General features: G+C 31.3%; 19 protein-coding genes. 17 read left to right on the forward strand and 2 right to left on the reverse strand.

Annotated features, from left to right (window positions below; all coding sequences use genetic code 11):
• The first annotated feature begins 169 nt into the window (after positions 1–169).
• From AB5170_RS10210 to AB5170_RS10290, 17 genes are all read left to right on the forward strand, one after another.
• The gene (locus AB5170_RS10210; RefSeq protein ID WP_173685596.1) at positions 170–346 is read left to right on the forward strand and encodes a hypothetical protein; all 177 of its coding nucleotides are present in this window, start codon (positions 170–172) and stop codon (positions 344–346) included.
• Positions 324–1043 (forward strand): LytTR family DNA-binding domain-containing protein, encoded by a 720-nt coding sequence (locus AB5170_RS10215; RefSeq protein WP_316381627.1) that lies wholly within the window; start codon positions 324–326, stop codon positions 1041–1043. Before AB5170_RS10210 ends, AB5170_RS10215 begins: the two co-directional genes overlap by 23 nt.
• A gap of 100 nt (positions 1044–1143) precedes the next feature.
• The gene (locus tag AB5170_RS10220; protein WP_016289210.1) at positions 1144–1305 is read left to right on the forward strand and encodes a hypothetical protein; all 162 of its coding nucleotides are present in this window, start codon (positions 1144–1146) and stop codon (positions 1303–1305) included.
• A 58-nt stretch (positions 1306–1363) separates the two neighbouring features.
• Complete coding sequence (locus AB5170_RS10225; protein ID WP_016289211.1) at positions 1364–2503, forward strand: radical SAM protein; 1140 nt, start codon at positions 1364–1366, stop codon at positions 2501–2503.
• A 7-nt stretch (positions 2504–2510) separates the two neighbouring features.
• Positions 2511–3575: a radical SAM protein gene (locus AB5170_RS10230; RefSeq protein ID WP_173685598.1), complete on the forward strand. Its 1065-nt coding sequence runs from the start codon at positions 2511–2513 to the stop codon at positions 3573–3575.
• Between the two features lie 81 nt (positions 3576–3656).
• Positions 3657–3992, forward strand: coding sequence for a helix-turn-helix domain-containing protein (locus AB5170_RS10235; protein ID WP_025579103.1), 336 nt, complete (start codon positions 3657–3659; stop codon positions 3990–3992).
• Positions 3993–3998: 6 nt separating this feature from the next.
• Positions 3999–4709: a LytTR family DNA-binding domain-containing protein gene (locus AB5170_RS10240; RefSeq protein WP_016289214.1), complete on the forward strand. Its 711-nt coding sequence runs from the start codon at positions 3999–4001 to the stop codon at positions 4707–4709.
• Position 4710: 1 nt separating this feature from the next.
• Positions 4711–6024, forward strand: coding sequence for a sensor histidine kinase (locus AB5170_RS10245; protein WP_173685600.1), 1314 nt, complete (start codon positions 4711–4713; stop codon positions 6022–6024).
• Positions 6025–6149: 125 nt separating this feature from the next.
• Positions 6150–6992, forward strand: a complete 843-nt coding sequence (locus AB5170_RS10250) for a zinc dependent phospholipase C family protein (protein ID WP_016289216.1) — start codon at positions 6150–6152, stop codon at positions 6990–6992.
• Between the two features lie 209 nt (positions 6993–7201).
• Positions 7202–8365, forward strand: a complete 1164-nt coding sequence (locus AB5170_RS10255) for a radical SAM/SPASM domain-containing protein (RefSeq protein ID WP_016289217.1) — start codon at positions 7202–7204, stop codon at positions 8363–8365.
• On the forward strand, positions 8355–10016 hold the full coding sequence (locus AB5170_RS10260) for an ABC transporter ATP-binding protein (protein WP_173685601.1): 1662 nt from the start codon (positions 8355–8357) through the stop codon (positions 10014–10016). The genes AB5170_RS10255 and AB5170_RS10260 overlap by 11 nt, the downstream gene beginning before the upstream one ends.
• A gap of 19 nt (positions 10017–10035) precedes the next feature.
• Positions 10036–11028 carry a S8 family serine peptidase gene (locus AB5170_RS10265; protein ID WP_016289219.1) on the forward strand — a complete coding sequence of 331 codons (993 nt, stop codon included), beginning with the start codon at positions 10036–10038 and terminating at the stop codon, positions 11026–11028.
• An 11-nt stretch (positions 11029–11039) separates the two neighbouring features.
• Positions 11040–12146, forward strand: coding sequence for a radical SAM protein (locus tag AB5170_RS10270; RefSeq protein ID WP_368286786.1), 1107 nt, complete (start codon positions 11040–11042; stop codon positions 12144–12146).
• Positions 12133–13395, forward strand: a complete 1263-nt coding sequence (locus AB5170_RS10275) for a radical SAM protein (RefSeq protein WP_316381637.1) — start codon at positions 12133–12135, stop codon at positions 13393–13395. The genes AB5170_RS10270 and AB5170_RS10275 overlap by 14 nt, the downstream gene beginning before the upstream one ends.
• A gap of 171 nt (positions 13396–13566) precedes the next feature.
• On the forward strand, positions 13567–13698 hold the full coding sequence (locus AB5170_RS10280) for a hypothetical protein (protein WP_016289222.1): 132 nt from the start codon (positions 13567–13569) through the stop codon (positions 13696–13698).
• 624 nt (positions 13699–14322) lie between these two features.
• On the forward strand, positions 14323–14988 hold the full coding sequence (locus AB5170_RS10285) for an ABC transporter ATP-binding protein (RefSeq protein ID WP_016289225.1): 666 nt from the start codon (positions 14323–14325) through the stop codon (positions 14986–14988).
• Positions 14989–15003: 15 nt separating this feature from the next.
• Positions 15004–17388: an ABC transporter permease gene (locus tag AB5170_RS10290; RefSeq protein WP_368365063.1), complete on the forward strand. Its 2385-nt coding sequence runs from the start codon at positions 15004–15006 to the stop codon at positions 17386–17388.
• 422 nt (positions 17389–17810) lie between these two features.
• Here the strand turns inward: AB5170_RS10290 and AB5170_RS10295 are convergent, their stop codons facing one another.
• On the reverse strand, positions 17811–18836 hold the full coding sequence (locus tag AB5170_RS10295) for a HAMP domain-containing sensor histidine kinase (protein WP_316381657.1): 1026 nt from the start codon (positions 18834–18836) through the stop codon (positions 17811–17813).
• Between the two features lie 23 nt (positions 18837–18859).
• Positions 18860–19540 carry a response regulator transcription factor gene (locus AB5170_RS10300; RefSeq protein ID WP_025579082.1) on the reverse strand — a complete coding sequence of 227 codons (681 nt, stop codon included), beginning with the start codon at positions 19538–19540 and terminating at the stop codon, positions 18860–18862.
• Positions 19541–19639: the final 99 nt, after the last annotated feature.

The raw sequence follows: 19639 nt of genomic DNA on the forward strand, positions 1-19639 counted from the left end.
ACCTTGAGGAGATATTTTATTTTAACAACAAAAAAATGCCGTATTTATGCGGCTTTTGGCGTTTCGCAAACGCCTATATACAAGAAAAAGTGCAAAGGAGACAAAAAATATAGAAAAAAAATATGCTATTAGTATAATTATTAAAAATATGTGTATGGGAGAAAATAAAATGGATAAGAGAAAAGAAAAAAGTATTGGTGAAGTTCTTTCAGAACATGAAAGGGAAGTAATAAAAGTATATAGACAGTTGTCGGAAGATAATAAATTGACAATAGATATTTTGATTATGAGACTTAGAAAGCATGAACAGGGGGTGATGACTGATGCTGAAAGTGGCAATATGTGATGATAACGAAGACTTTACTAAGAGGATTGAGGAGCATACAGAGCATTTTTCGCATGAAAATAATATAGATGTAAAAGTTAGTCGTTTTATAAGTGGTCCTCAATTGATGTTATCATATTTTTATAAAAAATATGATATAATATTTTTGGATATTACAATGCCGGAAATGGATGGTTTTGAGACTGCAGAAAGAATACGCAAGATAGATTCAAATGTTGTTATTATATTTTGTAGTTCATTTTATAATCTTCCAAATTTACAGAAATGTGTACAAGTTGAAGCAAAAGATTTTTTGGGAAAACCTGTGCTATATAGAAAAATTGAACTGATTTTGAATAAGGTCTACAATAAAAAAATTATAAATGCTGAGGAAAAACTTATGCTGAAAACCCAAGAAGGAATTATTGCATTACAAATTTCCGACATTATTTATATGGAAACTGAAAATAAGGCAGTTGTAATACATACAGCAAATAGAAATATTGTTACATATAAAAAATTATATGAATTTGAGAAAAGATTGGGAGATAGGCTATTTTATCGTTGCCATCAGGGGTATTTAGTTAATTTAGATTATGTAGAACGAGTACAGGAGGATTCATTGATATTGAAGGAAAAAGTCACTATTCCAGTGAGTAAATCCAAAAAGGAAGAACTGCTAAAAAAAATGGCAAAATATGTGGCGTATCAGTTATAAGCATTCTAAGCATAAAAAAAGACGTTTTATACAATGTTTATTGAGAGCAAGAACAAAAAAATTTATCCTATATTATAAAAAACGAAAGGAGGAACGCCTAATGGACAATGAAACAATAAATGAAATGGAGCAAACAACAAAAGAGTTAGATTTATCTGCTGAAGAAATTCAAGGATATATTGCATGCTCAAATAGAACGCAATATTGCTTGACAGATTGTCCTTGGCCTTTTGATGGGGCATATTTATCAGGAATTGATTAATTTGAAAGAGCTACATGGATTAAAAAATCTGTGTGGCTTTTTTAGCAGGAGGATTTTTATGGAATGTACAATATATTTAGCAGAAGGATGTAATTTGAAATGTACATATTGTTATGAAGGAATAGATAAGAAGACAGGGAAAATGGATATAAGGACATTTGATCAAACTTTAGCATTTATTATGAAGAACAGAGTGGAAAACGATAAAATACATATTGTATTTTTGGGGGGAGAGCCATTGCTAAATAAACCCCTGTTTTTTTATGCGATTAATAAGATTAATTCAGATTACAAAGAAATTAGAGATCAATTCAAATTAGAAATGACAACGAATGGAGTATTTTTAGATGATAATGTAATAAAGGTTGTAAAGGAAGAAAATATTAATTTATCATTAAGTATCGATGGAGAAGAACATACACAAAAAAGGAATCGACGTTCAGTATATGGAGATGATACTTTTAGTACAATCAGCAAGAACCTTCAGAAGCTAATTGAGCAGCAGGTTATGTTTAATGTACGCATGACAGTAACATGTAATAATGTGGAAGATATGTACAATAATGTTTGTTACTTCTTAGAGAGAGGCGTAAACAGGATTTATATAGCGTATAATTATTTTGACAATTGGGATGAGATTAAATTAAAGATTCTTCATGAACAGATGGAGTTATTGGATTCGTTATATATTCACAATATTGCATTAACGGGTTGTAAAGTTATAAACCTTTATGATTTTAAGTACACTACATTTTTAGCGAAAAGACCCATTGTATTTTGTTCAGCTGGTACAACAGGGCATTTTGTAGTAAATACAGAGGGAGATATTTATCCCTGTGGCTATGTAGCTAATGACGAAGATTGGAAAATAGGAACTGTATGGACAGGCATAGAAAAAGAAAAGTTCATGTTCAAGGTAGAGAAATCTGTAAAAAAAATACATGAATGCCAAAAATGTGAGAAAGCATTTACTTGTATGTCTACACGATGCGGTTTCCTTAATTATAAGGCAAGTGGATGGTTAAATAAGCCTGATGTAGCTATATGTAAATTAGAGCAGGTATTATATTGGCATAATTTGAAAGTTTTTAATGCATTATACCAGAACAAGTGTCCAAGACTTTTAGAGTATGTAGAAATTGCGAAGCAATATCAACTGGAACCTAATGATTGTGTAAAATATATGATAGAAGAGTGATATAAAAATGTATTCGATAACATTAGAAGTAAATCAAATATGTAATTTTAGTTGTGATTACTGCTATCTGGGGAAATTATCTAGTAAGAGAATGGATTTTGTGACGGCTTATCAGGCAATGGAAATAGCATTTTTAAATGCACAGAGACATGCAGATCGTATGGTTTGGATTGACTTTGTAGGAGGAGAGACTTTGCTAAGCTATGAATTCATACGAAAAGTATCTGATTGGATTGATTTAGAAGCACAAAAAAGAAATTTGGCAGTTAAATATTCTATTACAACAAATGGAAGTATTATAAATCAAGATATTTTAGAGTGGCTTATTCGCAAGAAGGTGCAGGTGAAAATTAGCATTGATGGAGGAAAAGAAGTACAAGATAAAAATCGTAAATATTGCGATGGAAGTGGAACACATGACAAAATAATTGATAATATTGCTCAATTTCATGAGTACGAGAATAGAACTAAGATGCGTATGCAAGCAACACACGTTGTAACGAGAAACAATTATGAAGATTTATATAATAGCGTCAAATATTTGGTAGAGGATCTAGAAATGCAAGTGATAGATTCTGCACTAGATTTGTCTGTAGAATGGAATTATGAACAGTTGGACTTTATAGCTAAAGAATGGGAAAAGGTTATAGAATACAATTTGATGAGAATTCATAAGGGAAAGCCTTTTATGTGGGGACTCATAATAGATATGCAACAATATTTTGCACCGTCTGTATGTAAAGGTTGCGGTGTCGGAGCCATACGAATTTATGTGAGGACTGATGGAAGTATCTATGGGTGTGCATCTAATTTAACAGAGACGGGTTATCTTGGAGATGTAAAGGGCGGATTGATTATTCAGAAGGTAAAGCATTATTTGGGTAATGAGCAAGAATGTTTGAAATGCAATCATTGTATTTTCAAGAGAAAGTGTTTAGCAAAAATTTGTTTGATGAATAGAACTAGGCAGGAAAATGGAAACGAAATACCCAATTGGGTGATGTGTTATTTAGAGGAAAAAAAACAGACATTGTGGAATAAATATAAAGAATATATAAGAATACTTGTATAGTGAGTTAAATTTATAAATAATACCACTTATCTATGTAAAATGCCTTCGGAAGTATGTTATAATAGTATCGGAGGTATAGAGATGAATGTTATACGTCAATTAAGAAAAAAGGTCGGCATTTCACAAAAAGAATTAAGCATCCAGCTGAAACTTAGTCAACAATCAATTAGTAGAATAGAAAACATGGATAGTTTGGATACTGTTCCTGGATATCTATTATTACGGTTTGCAGATTTTTTTAATGTTACAATTGATAAATTGATTGGGAAAGACGAGCTGGATTTGTCTGAAGAACAAGAAGACGAGATGTGGCAGATATACAGACAATTGGATTCTGTCAATAGGGAAACTTTATTAGTTATGGGAAGAAGGTTATTTGATACGCAGGAATCCGATACAAAGATAAGTGGTAGGTGAGCATACGTGATAAAAATTGCAATATGTGATGATGAAGAAGTATTCTTGAATACTCTTGAAAGAATGATTAGGAATTATGAGAAGACTATAAAGGAAAAATTATTAATAAAAAGATATACCAAGCCATTATATTTAATGGATTCACTGGCAGAAGATTTTCAAGTATTTTTCTTGGATATGCAGATGCCTAATATGGATGGATTTGAATTGGCTAGGGTAATAAGAAAATATGATGAAAAATCAACAATTATTTTTGTGACATCCCATAGAGAGTATGGGTTAGGGTGTTTCGAATTTGAGCCAGCGAATTATATAATAAAACCTATTACCCAAATTCAAGTTGATTGTGAATTGAATCGTGTTATACGAAAAATTAATTCAGGAGAACGAGAATATATTGGAGTGAAAAGTAACGCAGGTTTCATGAAATTGTTTCTTTCAGATATCCAGTACATTGAGACGGTAGATAGGAATGTAGTATTCCATACGGTTAGTAAAGGAGATGTAATAGGACGATTTAAGATGCAGGATTTGGAAGTCCGTTTAGAAAAATATGCGTTTTATAGATGTCATAACGGTGTGATTGTTAATTTGGATTATGTTGATTATGTCCAAGAATTTATGATTGTGTTGGTAAGTGGAGAAAAAATTTATACGACAAAATCTAGGAAAAAAGAACTGATTAAAAAATTAGCGGAACGGACTGGAAGTGCATAAAATGAATATAGAGATATTGAAAGATTTATTTTCTGCCTTTAATATTATATTACTTTTTTATATATTAGGCGAGAGAATGGAAAAAAGAGTAACCAAGAAATTGAGACTTGTTTTGGGTCTTGTTATTGCAATAATGCTTTCAATTATAGAAAACAGTTTACATACACATATTATATATAGTTTTATTTTAATAACCATAATTTCTTTGAGTGCAGGAAGAATTATATGGAAATATAGTTTGAAATACTGTTTTATTATAAATTGTATTTTTCTTTCCTTTATATCATTGGCACAGGTGCTTGCGTGTACGATTGAATATATACAAACAGAAAAATTTTTATTGGAACTTCCAGACAATTACCAAATACAAATGTTAATAATGTCTGAGATTATTATTACGATAGGTGTATTGATTAGTGTTAAATTAATCCGGAAAATACCTACGCAAATTAACACCCTAAATTTTATCACTATTGTAATTCCAAATCTGATAAGTATAATTGTAATGTTACTATTAGGGGATAAGTTATATTATAGTACGTATATGTTTACTAATATAGAGTCTGTGATAACGATTATGCTAGCGGGTTTTGTTTTGATTATAGGAAGCATGTGCAATGTTGTGTTATTAGAATATTATCTAAATGCAAAACAGATTGAAAGTGAGAAGAAATTGCAGCTAAAGGAAATGAGTCTTCAATATGATTATTATGTAAGGTTGGAGAGAGATATGGATGGTGTAAGGCGTATTGCACATGATATACGAAATCATTTGGAAGCTTTACGAGGAAGCAAGGATGAGAAGGAGAAAGAAGAATATATTGGCAGTATAGAGAATAAATTGGAGCGATATGAGAGTTATTATAACACAGGAAATGCTTTTATTGACAGTATATTGCATAGGAAGAAAATAGATGCAATAGAGCAAGGGATTGAACTAAAAATTCTTGCGGATTTACGTCCGTTTGCTAATATGAAAAATGAGGATTTATGTGTTGTTATCTCAAATATTTTGGATAATGCTTTAAGAGAATGTGAATTGAGGAAAAAAGAGGAGCCAGGAAAAGAAAATTTAATTCAATTACGAGCTGGTAAATTTAGAGGTTTTTTATCAATTGTATGTGAAAATAGTATAAGAAAAAATCAGGCAAAATATGTTGTATCAAGTAGGGAAATCCAAACAACAAAGCCAGATAAGAGCCATCATGGATATGGTATTAAAAATGTAAAAAATATAGTACGAAAATATGGTGGAGAATATTCTATACAAGTGAGAGATGGTATGTTTTGTTTTTCAATTATTGTACCTTTGTGACTAAAAAAAAGAGAGCGCATGCTCTCTTTTTTGTTTAGAAAATAAAAGAGTCAAAATAAGCAATAATTATTGAAATATGTAACAAATTTTTTATACTGAAGAAAAAAGTATAGGAGGTAATAGGTATGAAGAAAAAACTAAAAATCATGGTATCGCTAATAGGAGTTTTAGCGATGATTTCAGCTAATGTGGTATTTGCAGCAGAATCACAGAAAGTTCCCCAGAAGATTCAAGAAATAGCAAATGGTTCCGACGATATCTATGGTGATGGTGCACCTCTGGAGCATGTTGAAAATGGGGATGAACGTTTTCAATCGGGCGGTATTGATCATACTCATCAGTACATAGTAGCAAATGCACTTACCATTTTGAATAATGATAAAGGGGGAAGCTTATTTAATGATGAATTAAATGCAAGAATATTAATGGAGGCGACAGATTGGCCTGATAAGGTTGGAAATGAGACGGACTTTGGTACATTCGCAGGGCACTTTTATGATCCAGATACCGGAAAAAACTGGATGGGACAGACATCACCAACTGCCCGGACAAGAGCAGAGACATATTATGAGAATGCAGTTATCATGTATCAGGCTGGAGATATAAATAGGGCAATGGATTATCTTGGAAAAGGAACGCACTATGTATCTGATTTGAATGAACCGCACCATGCTTCAAATTTAACGGCGGTAAATAGTAATCATTCAGCGTTTGAAAAGTATGTAGACAAAAATAGAACATCTTACACGATTTCAGGTAATTCGTTTTCTTCTCAAATCTATAATGATGCAGTTTCTCTATCAGTAGGAGATTTGATGTATTCAGCTGCGAAGCATGCAAAAGGACTGGTTGATATGGCACAAAATGAAAGTACATATTCAAATGCAGGAAATCAATCAGTACAGTATGCAATTAGAACAGTCACACAATATATCTATAAATTTGGAAAAGAAGTGGGAATTTACTAAAGTTATATTACGGTATGAATAGTAGTATACGTTTGATTCTTTGTTTATGAACCAACTGCAATTATGTATTTATTACATAATTGCGGTTGGTTGTTGTTTTAAAGAGGACAATCAATCAACTAAAAAGTCAAATTAAGCAAAAATTATAGAAAAAAATAGGATAAAGAGTACACTGAATTATATTATTACATTTAGGAATAGGAGGATATATGTACAATTTTACATTATATATGACAACAGATTGCAATTTTAAATGCCAGTATTGTTATGAAGACTACCATAACCATTATCAGTTGAATGAAAAAACACTTGTGGACTCGTTGGAGTTTATGATGAATTATGGGGATAGAGGGAAAATCTTGCTTGATTTTTTGGGCGGTGAGCCTTTGCTGAAGAAAGATTTAATTTACCAGGCAGTAGCCTATATCAAAGATAATTATCCGGAAAGGGAAGTAAAGTATTATATTACTACCAATTGTTCACTGATGGATGATCGGTTCATTGCATTTATGAAAGAAAATCATTTTACAGTACGTCTTAGTTTTGATGGGAATAAGGAAACCCATGATTTGAATAGAGTCGCGAAAGATGGAGTTTCTTGCTATGACAAAATTTTTGAGAATATCATGAAGGTAAAGGATAGTGGATTGAATTTTTCTGTAAGAATGACGGTCACAGAAAATACCATTCCGCATATGTTCGAAAACATCTGTTACCTGCATGAGCATGGTCTGGATAACATCTGTATGATTATGGATGTATATTTAAAAATATCTGATGAACTGAAGGTAGACTTTGAAAACCAGGTAGAACAAATTTTACAGTACTATTTGGATGAGGCAGCAGCAGGCAGAGCTTTTACCATAGATCAATTTGATGGAAAAATGTTTAATATGCTGTGTGATTTTGGAAATTGTTTTAGCATGTGCGATGCCGGAATTGGAAATTTCAAGATATTTCCGAATGGTCAGATATACCCATGCGGTTTTCTTACAAGTAATGAAAAATATTGTATAGGAAATATTAAGGAAGGCGTTGATATAAGAAAGTCAAAATCAATAGCAATGTCTAACTTTGATAAAACCGATCCGAAGTGTAAGGGATGCACAATTCGAGATTTTTGTCATGGTATGAAATGCGGATATATGAATTTTATCAATACAGGGAAAATTAATGTACCATCGGATGCAGAGTGTATTTTTGAACACATCTTTTATAAGGCAATGGTGCAGATCCTTGAATATTATTTGCAGCAGCCGATTGAAATAGTTAGAGATAAATTAGGAATGTATGTGGGCTATATCCAGGAGAAATATTTAAAATTAAGTGAGTTCGGAGAGAAGATTGCCAAGAGGTTAAGAGATGAAATGTAAAGAAAGTCGTCCGTATCTTGGATTTTTACAAGAGTATGCTTTTAAGAAAAAGTTACTTCCTTCCTACATGTTAACAATAACAATGATTGTGTTAACGGCTGGGGTTTCGTTGGTACGTCCAGAACTGCAGGGAAAAGTGATAGATGATCTGGGAAATCCGCATAGTACCAGTTTATCTGCATTTATGATCCTTTTGGCAGTGTTCCTAGGAATATTGTTGCTGAATTATCTTATGAATTATATACAGCGTTATATTGTGGCTGTTATATCGGAAGAAATAGCAGCAGATATGCGACAAAAGATAGAAGATAAATTGTCAACGGTTAGTGTGAATTTTTTTGAGAAAGTAAAGCTAAGTGACATTTTGCTGAAAGTAGATAAAGATGTATCAGCAGTGAAACAATGTGGAATCACAAGTATTATCACATTGGTTTCCAATATTGTTATTCTGGTGGTTGTGCCTCCATATATGTTTTCTATCCATAAGGGAATTGCCGCATCCAATATTATTTTACTTGTTAGCGTCCCTTTTATTAGTAGAATTCTAGGGGAATTGATACAAGAAACCAGTGGTCAAGTTCTGGAAGGATATAACAGTATCACCAATGTTCTGACAAACACTTATGATAATTGGTTTATTACAAGACTCTTTCAATGTGGGCAATATGTGCATGATATGTACTTTGAGAAAAATCAGAAATACAAAAAAGAGACGAATCGCCAGAATTTGTTGTACATATTGAATACATCTACGATACTCGTGATCCAGTTTATAGGAACAGTCATAATTTGGGTAGTCGGTGCACAAGAAGTATTTAAAGGGAATATGACCATAGGTACCATTATGGCCTTGATGAATTACCAGACAATTATTATGAATCCTATTATTGGAATTGCACAGTTTGCTAACGAGTATCATACAGCTGTAGTTTCCTTAAAGGATATTAATGGTCTGCTTCAGTATCCGGATCAGAAACAAGGAGACGGAAAGAAAGTAACAACAGTTAATAACATTTCCTTAGAAGAGATGAGCTTTTCTTATCCAGAGTCAAATAAGAAGGTATTTGACCGGCTCAATTTGAAGTTCGAAAAAGGCACTCTTTACGGAGTTCATGGAAAAAGTGGACAAGGTAAAAGCACTCTGTTCAAAATTATAACAGGTGTGTATCAACCGACAGAAGGAAAAGTGGTTGTGAACGACACTGATTTGCAGGAATTAGATATTAACAGTTATTGGAAAAATACAGGATATGTTATGCAGCGTACACAGTTCTTCAATGATACAGTAAGACGGAACATGGAATTACTACATATTGCTTCAGAGGAAGAAATGGATACGGTGGCGAAGTGCTTGGATTTGCAGGATGAAATACATTCATTAAAAGCTGGATGGGATACAGAAATACAAGTAAACCCATGTAATTTTTCTGAAGGACAGATGCGGCGTTTGGATATTATGAGAAATATTTTGAAAAATTCACAAATTTTAGTCTTTGATGAAGCAACAGCTAACATTGACGGAAAACGTAGGAAAAGTTTTTATCAGTTGTTACATGAATTATCTGTAGATAAAATAGTTATTTTTGCAACTCACAATTTAGAGGAGCTAGAAGAAGCAGATGTGATAATTGATTTAAATAAGTTTTCATAAGTAGAAGGGAGGGAAGCTAATGAAAATTGGTGTCTTAGATACAGATGGGGATTTTAAACATAGATTTTTTAGAGATAAGAAACTAGATATAAGAAGAAAAAGTACCAATGGAGAATATAGAAAATATGGTATTGGATTTACTCATGGAGAAATTGTTTGTTCAATGATTTTAAAAGAAAATCCACAAGCGGAAATTATATTATATCCTATTATTTCGGAGAATATGAAATGTTCTGTCTTGGAATTGATTAGGGGAATCGAATCACTAATTGAATCCGGTGTTGATATCATTAATTTAAGTGTAGGAGATGAATATAATTACCACCCAGAACTAGAAAGTATCTGCAAAGACGCTCAAAGACAAGGGATACTAATAGTAGCAGCACATTCAAACAGGAACGTATATGCAACATATCCGGCTGATTTATCATTTGTAGTAGGTGTAAAATGCACTGACAAAAACTCACCTGAAAAAATTATGTTGTTCGATGAAAGTCGCAATGAAGTTATCTTCTCTTCAAGCTATTTTTCTTTGTATCATTTGGAAATTCCCAGATTGATACAGGGAAATAGTTTTGCATGTGCCAAAATTTCAGGATTATTGAGTTGGCATAAGGATAGTTTTAGAGAAGCGTTAAAGAATTTAGAACATAGTTTTTTGAATCATTATTATCCATGTGAAACTTTAAAACAAAAACAATGCTTATTTTGTACCAATCGCCCGAATGATCAGATGGAGCAGAGATTTATAAATGAAGTAACAAATACGATTGCAAATTTTACAATTGAGGATATGGATTCAGAAATGGTTAGACAATTGCACGACTGGGAAATACTTTTTATAGATTGCGATAGTTATCAGGCTGTTTTACCATATAAAGATAAAATACGAGATTTTAAAATTTTGCACCAAGAAAAAGAAATTGTTTTACGGTATCCATTATTTAGTTTGGAAGAACGTATGAATTTAGATTTACAATACAGAGTTTTGATTCATCAATTTTTTATATGAGGAGGAATAAAATGTACACACTATCATTGGAGATAATAAATAAATGTAATTTGAATTGCACATATTGCTATCTTGGCGAAAAGAAAAATACCTATATGAGTGTAGAAAGTGCTAAGAAGGCAGTTGATATAGCAGTTCATGAGGCACAAAAGCAATATGATAAAACGCTGATAGTTTATTTTATTGGGGGAGAGCCTTTGATGGCTTTTGAAACAATGAAAAGTATAGTTGATTATGCAAATGGAATTGGTGAAAAGAATGGTCTAAAAGTAAAATTTAGTACAACGATAAATGGAACGTTGATAACAAGAGAAAATGTAGAATTTTTTATTAAAAATGATTTTGAAATAAAGGTAAGTATAGATGGTCCCCAATTTGTACACGACTTAAATAGGCATGATTACGTAGGGAATGGAAGTTATAACAGAATTATGGAAAGACTACCTTATTTAAGAGAGTATGAGGAAAAAACAGGAAAGACAGTTGCGTATGCCCATGTAGTAACAAAGAATAATTATCAGTTTTTTGAACAGAGTTTTCGGTTTTTACTAGATTTGAAGGCTGATAAGATTGAATCAGGTATAGATCATTATTGTCAGTGGGAGCCATCAGAAATATTAGAATTGAAGGAACAAATAAGACGCACTTTCAATTTGTTTAAGGAAGAAGTTAAAAAGAGGGGAAAAAGCTTCTATTGGAATTTATTTGAGCAACACCTACAAGCATTTTTAGTGCCTTGTGACTTTTATGCCTGTAAAGCTGGTTTAAATAATGTTTATGTAGCAACGGATGGTAATATCTACACATGTATAGAGTTACCAGAATTTAAGATAGGGAATGTAAATGAAGGATTAGATGTTATGCAGATTAGAAAAATTGCATATAGAGAAGATGTTAAATATGAAACATGTAAGAATTGTAAATATATTAAGCATTGCAAGACACGAGGATGTCAAGCATCTAATTATGAAATACATAGAGATATTTACCATCCAGTTGAGGTGAGTTGTCATGTGAATAAAACAATGTTTGATTTATTCAACGAAAATTTTACAGAACAGCAAAAAGAAGCGATGAGAGATATTTTAAAAAGGAGAAGAGATTATGGAAAAAAATAATATACCCGAATTTGAAAAGATAATACGGAATGAAAAAGTTGTATTAGTTGATCCTGTATCTAAAGTTTATTTGGGTGTAAGTAATAAAATTGCAAACAACCTTGATAAACAAGAAGTTAAAGAATTTCTTTATCCTATATGGAAAAAGCAAGCTTCTATTCAACAGAAAATTATTCAGCGACATGAAAAATTTAATACGGTATATTTGATGATAACCCGTAAGTGTAATATGAATTGTGATTTTTGTGCAATTAATGCTAATCATGGAATGAACTTAGATGCAGAAATAAATATAGATGATATTAAGAAAAAAATAATTCCGTTTTTAAACGAATGTAGTCCTCATAAATTTATAATGACAGGGGGAGAACCGTTTGTTAAAGATAACATATTACAAATTATAGAAGAAATACATAAAGGAACATCTATTCCTATTATAGTACAAAGTAATGGAATTGCGGTTAATACAAGTGTAATAGAGAAATTAAAAGGCAAGGTAAAAGAAATTGATTTCAGTACAAAACATATGTTTGGAGAAATGGGAAAGGCAGATGAGTTAATTAGCAATATTGAAATATGTCAACAATCTGGAATTGATGTTGTTTTAAGTTTTATCTATGAAAAGAGCAATAAAAAGGAATTATATGAAGTAATAGATATCGCAGCAAAATATAATACGGGGTTGTTAGTTAATATTGTGGCACCAGTAGGGAGAGCCAGGGAGAAAGTAGAGTTTTTGACAGATTTAGATAAGATTCAAATGAATTTAGATATTGCAAAATATATTTATGACCATGGTTATGAAGAAAAGGCACTATGTGGTGTTATTGATTCACACTTGCAAGTTCGAAATGCTTGCGGAGGGTATGGAAAAGTGTTAGCAATTTTTCCGGAGGGTAATATATATATGTGCCAGTGCCTAGAAGATGATACGTATAGATTAGGTAATGTTTTATATGATGAGGTAGAAACTATAGAAAATAATCTGTGCGATAAAATGGGAGAGAGAGTAATTCAGAAGACCTTTTGTGTAGACGATAAAGATATATGCAATAAATGTGAATATAGATATTTTTGTACTGGAAAGTGTCCGACATCGGTAGATAAGGATGATTATACATGTTACTTTGTAAAAAAAATGATAGATTATCAGCTTTTTTATAAAAAAATGGGAACGCCAAAGAAAGTTTTAGAAGAGTATATTACTTATATGAATCAGTGTCTTTTAGAATATACTAATAGAAAATAAAAAGGTCATTTTAGACAATAACTATTATTTTTTAATATTATAGGTTTAAAATAGTAACAACAACAAAAAAAGCAGGAGGTGATTAAGATGAGCACATAAAATTAAAAACAAGCTATTTTGTAGATAGTTAGTGTAGAAAATTAATATCCGTAATGTTGAGGAGGTTACTGTATGATGTCTGAAAAAAATAATATTGAATTAGAGGAACAGGAAGTAAATACATATGGTGAATGTGGTGATCCTAGATATGGATGTCTAGTAGATTGTTTAGATATGTCACCGTGGCTTACAGCAACAAATTAGGAGGAATTGTTATGAATACACAGCAGAAGGAAAAGGACGAGTTGCAGAATTTGTCAATCGAAGAAGTTAATGTCTATGGTAGTTGTGGAGATCCCAAAATTCATTGTTTATATGATTGCTTCTTCTGGAATGACTGTTTTATAACCTGTAATAACTAGAATTGAAAATATAAAACCTTCAAGTTGTCTTGCATATTGACAACTTGGAGGTTTTATAATTATTCAAGATTTTCTTAAAATTTGAATCAAATCCTGAGTTCAAGATTATAGACATATACTGTTTTTAGGAAAAATAGAGTAATAAATATGAAAATATGTGGGGAAGAATTTACACTAGAAAAGAAATTTGATTGAGCTGAGATGTCCTTACCATAACCAGGGAAACAAGATTGAGGTGTAGATGCCTTTTTAAGTATCATTCCCATTAGTATTATGTCATGTCAAAAAGTATGTTTTTGACTGCTTGTTTCATTTTGAAATATTAGTTGATAAAATCTGAACCTATGGTTCTAGAGTTTAATAGAATAAGTAAAAATATTAAAAGATAAGAATAATTACTTTAAGTAGGTTATTTATTTTTCTGCAATATTATACTGATATTATAAAAGAAAAAGGAGTAAAAAGGATGGAAATTTTAAAAACCCAGGATTTAAAAAAGTATTATGGAACAGAGCCAAATATAGTACGTGCAATTGATGGCATTAATTTTAGCGTTGAGGAAGGAGAGTTTGTCGCTGTAGTTGGCACATCAGGTTCAGGAAAGTCCACACTGTTGCATATGGTTGGTGGATTAGATATACCAACTTCAGGAACAGTATTTGTAAGGAATAGAAATCTTTCTGAATTGAATGATAATGAACTGACAATTTTTAGAAGAAGAAATATAGGTTTTATTTTTCAAAATTATAATCTTATTCCAACACTTAATGTGTATGAAAATATTGTATTGCCGGTGAATTTAGATGGTAATACAGTAGATGAAAATTTCATGCAAGGCATTGTTTCAATGCTTGGTTTAAGAGATAAGTTATTATCTATGCCTAGTAATTTGTCAGGAGGTCAACAACAAAGAGTAGCTATTGCAAGAGCATTAGTCACGAAACCAGCTATAGTTCTAGCGGATGAACCAACAGGGAATCTTGATAGTAAAACTAGTTCTGATGTTTTGGGATTATTACAGCAAACAAGTCGAGCATATAATCAGACAATGGTAATGATTACACATAATAATAAAATTGCTCAATTAGCCGATAGGATAATACGCATTGAGGATGGGAAAATAACTGACTAAAAGGGAGGTGAGACAATGTTACAAAATGTAAATGGCAAATTTATCAAGAATCTAGCAAAAAAAAATCTGAAATCTGATAGAATTAGGAATCTTTTTCTGGTAAGTACAATTTTTTTTGCAGTATGCCTTATGTCTTCGTTAGCATTATATGTTTTTGCAAAATCATATGAGCTTAATAACTTTTTGAGAGGGAGGTATCAGGCAGCAATAATTAGTATTGATGACGATAAAGTAAAAAATATTTCAAAAGATGAAGACATTGAAGCAATTGGCAAGGAAATGTTTATTGGAAAAATACGAGTAAAGAATTTTGATACTAGTATTTATTATCGTGATCAAAAGAATATTGAATTAACCTCAACTAAAATATCAGGTTCTCTCCCAAAGAAATATAATGAAATAGTTATTTCTGAATCATTATTAAAAAAGATTAATATTCAAAAGGGTTTAAATGATTTAATAAAACTATCATTACCAAATTCTGTGGAAGATGAGTATAAAATAAGTGGAATAATAGAAGATGATGAAATTAATCAAAATTATCAATTGCTAATTTCATCTGAGTATTTATATAAGAATTATACCAAAGAATTCGTGTACAACGGTCTTATTAGACTAAGGGATAGTAGTGATTTGAAAGCAGAAGAATTGAAAGCGGCAATAATATCATGTTTATCGAAATATGGCATAAGTGAACAGGACATTGCATTTAGTTCTTCGTATTTTAACAGCGTCGATAATTCTACTCGGGATACAATATCAGTCATTGTTTTATGTTTATTAATTGCCTTTTCGTGTTCATTAGTAATATATAGTATATTTTATATTTCTGTAATTGGGAAGGTACAAGAATATGGGAGACTAAGGCTGATTGGCATGACATCAAAGCAAATAAAGAAAATGGTAAAAAATGAAGGTATCTATTTAGCACTACGTTCTATTCCAATAGGAATATTAGTTAGTTGTGTATTAGTTTATATACTTATTCCAAATGGGTGGAATTGGTCTAATGTAATAAAGTGTATTTTTGTAGTGACAGTTTTAACCCTATTTACAATACTGCTCTCTATAAGAAAACCTATAAAAATAGCATCGTCTATTTCTCCAATTGAAGCTGTCCGTATAGTTACGACAAACAATAGGACTATTGCTGTTAAAGCGAGAAAGAAATGCACCTTTATAACACCTAAAATTTTAGCAAAGAAAAATTTCACACAAAACAGAAAAAAGATTATACTAACTATGTTTTCTTTAGGATTCACAGGAGTGTTTTTGATAACAGCAGCAACATATTTGAATTCTTTAGATGCTGAGAATATGGCACGTCAGACTTTTGGAGATAGAGAAATAAAAATCTCTCTTGAGTATGATGGAGCAACGGACGACGAAAAACAGTATGTTGAAAAGTATACTGATTTGCAAGAAAGTAATCCTTTAAATGAGGATCTTGTAAATAAGTTGTCCGAGAATCCAGCAATCACTGGTATAACATCAGTTGAAAGTTGTCAATCCTTTTTTTATTTGCCAAATAATTTAAATGTGGAACGTATGCCTCAGTCTCATATTGGTGGAATAAAGGAAGAAGATATTAGTAAATATCATGAATATTTAGAAGAAGGAACCATAGATTACGAACAACTTCTTAATAATCACGGTATACTTGTTGATGATAGTGCAGGTATATTAAAACAATTTTGCAATTATGATGTTAAACTAAATGATAAAATACAGCTGGAAACAAACACTGGACAAATGCTTACCTTTACGGTTATGGGAATTGTTGATTGGAAGAATAGCGATTATTCTGGATTTTATTTTGTCATTCCACAGGATTATTTAAAGGAGTTAAAAACTAATGTAAGTAATTTTAATTCCAGATTATTGATTGATAGTGAGGATGTAAAATCAGCAGAAAAATATATTAAGGAAGAATGCTCATCGTTAAATAATTTGGTTATTGAAAGTTTTTCAACCAGTGTAGAGTATATGCAATTAAATATTGACAGATATAAAGGTCCTATATATATATTAGTTTTATTTGTAGGTATTTTTGCGATTATAAACTTAGTTAATACCCTTATGACAAATTTAGTTTCGAGACGACGAGAACTTGTTATTTTGCGATCTGTAGGTTTAGCGAAGGAACAATTGTTTAGGACACTATGGATAGAATGTTTCTATTATGTTATGGGAACGATAGTAATTACTTTGACCATAGGATCATTAAGTGGTTATGCAATTTGTTTGATTTTTGATCAAATCGGAATATTTGGTAAATCAAGTTATCACTATCCATTTTTAGAAACAAGTATTTTTTGTATTGCTTTGTTTTTTATATTAATAATATATTCCTATGTAGCGACTTTTTATTGCAACCGACAGTCTATTGTAGCAAATTAAAAAAACGATTAATGAAAATCTTCTGTTTTAAAACAGAGTAAATCCGATTATCGGAATTTGGTTTGAGATAACTTGATTCCTCATAGCATATTATTCGCTGATTTTTTAATAAAGGTCTGGTGATAGAAAACAATCAAAATAATTAATTATATCTGAATAGAAAGGAAAAATGACGTTTTATACCAAAAATATGTGATAATAGGTGTAATGAGATATAATTAAATTATAAATAGATAAGGAGGTAAGCAAAGATGGATCAGTACGAATTACAGAAAGAAGAAGTTAATGTTTATTCTGGATGTGGAGAGCCTCGTTTCGATTGCTTTGTAGATTGTCTTGATGGAAGTGCGTGGCTTACAACAGCAGAATAGGTACGTAGCAAAAACTAAGAAAAATGGGATTGTGCAATAAATGTAGATTTATTACACAATCCTATTTTCATGAGTACGATATTTGGGTAAGTATATAGAAAAGCAAGAACCTTTATAAATAGCAGAGTCTACCAAAATAAATCCATTATGTAATGCCACAATTTTTTGACAGAGGTATAGTCCTATGCCATTGCCATCTGTTTTAGTTTCAGATCCTCTCCAAAATCTTTTAAATATATATGGAAGTTCTTCCTCAGTTATGCCGATTCCGGTATCTTGTATTGATAGGATTATATAATCTTTTGTTGTGGTTACAAGAATAGATACTTTACCATTTGGTAGAGTATACTTGATGGCATTGTCTAAGAGGTTTATTAAAGCTTCTCCGAGCCATTTTTTGTCATGTGCTACTATATAATCATTTGTTGTATTATAGACTATAGAAATATTTTTGGATTCTGCAGCTCCGATGATTGCTTCTATAGAAGAGAAAATAGTGTCATTAATTGATTGGTATTTTGGACTCAAATTTATGATACCATTTTCTAATTTTGACGATTTTAATAGAGCTTGGATTAAAAAATTTAATTTTTCAATTTGACTTAATTGGAGGTTTAAATATTCAATTCTCTTATTAGGAGACAGTACATCTTGCATAAGGGTTTCTTGTATCAGATTTAGATTAGTTAAAGGAGTTTTAATTTGGTGAGAGATATCAGATATAAAGGATTGTAGTTTATCTCTTTCATCTTCTATCCTCTGTTGTTTTGACTGCAATATGTTATACAGTTTGTATAGTTTGTGGTACACCTGGGAGATGAAAGTATCTTCCAAGGTTTCCTGCTCATCAATAGTATAACCATCTATCATCTGATCCATGTATATAAGAAGATCTTTGAATATTTTTTGCATGGCTTTTTTGTGTGTAAAGTAGTATAAAGTTCCGCTGAAAAAAAAACTTATTTGGCAAAGTAGTAACATTAATGTACATATTGGTGAAATCCTATATGTGAAACAAATACATATAAAATTGATTAAGCAAAGTACTAAAGGTAACAAGATGTTTAATTTATTCATAGTCTCTCGAAATTTCCTCCCTATCATTGATTCATCCACATATATCCAGTTCCGTAAATGGTTTTTATATAATGAAATTCTTTAGTATCAATTCGATTTCTAATTCTACAGATCATGCTATTTAGTGATGATTCATCTACATAATTTCCTCTCTTATCCCAAATAACATCCAGAATACGTTGGCGGGTAACAATGTGACCTTTGTTTTGAATCAATAGTTCCAAAAGTTGAAATTCAAGCGGTGTGAATTCGACAAGTTTATTCTCAACGTATGCAGTATATGAAGAGAAATTTAACTGGAGCCGATGGTCTGAATATGTTTTGGAAGGTTCATGTAACTCAATTCGATTAAGGATAGCGTTCAATTTTTTTTCTAATATAAGAATAGAAAAGGGTTTTGTTATATAGTCATCAGCACCTAAATTGTATCCTTTAAGGATATCTTGTTCGATATCATCTGCAGTTAAAAAGATAATCGCTGTGTTTAAATTGATAGTTTGACGTATGTTACGGCATATAGAGAAACCATTACCATCCGGCAAAGAAACATCAAGAAGAACCGCGTCAAAGAGTACACTTTTTAATTTTATTAAAGCTTCTTTTTGGTTTTGGGCAGATTGAGTAATATATCCTTTTTGTTGTAGATTGAAGGACAGTGTTTCGTTCAGTATAGTATCATCTTCTACAATTAAAATATGTTTCATGTGAATACCTCCCTAATTTATTTTGTAGTGTCAAATGCTATTTCTAGCAGAAATGGTGATGGCATTTTTGCCTTTTGGCGGGGATAGGTTTGGGCGGCG

Source organism: Ruminococcus sp. RTP21484sp1_RTP21281st1_A8_RTP21281_210402, assembly GCF_040914025.1.
Classification (GTDB): Bacteria; Bacillota; Clostridia; order Lachnospirales; family Lachnospiraceae; genus Blautia_A; species Blautia_A faecis.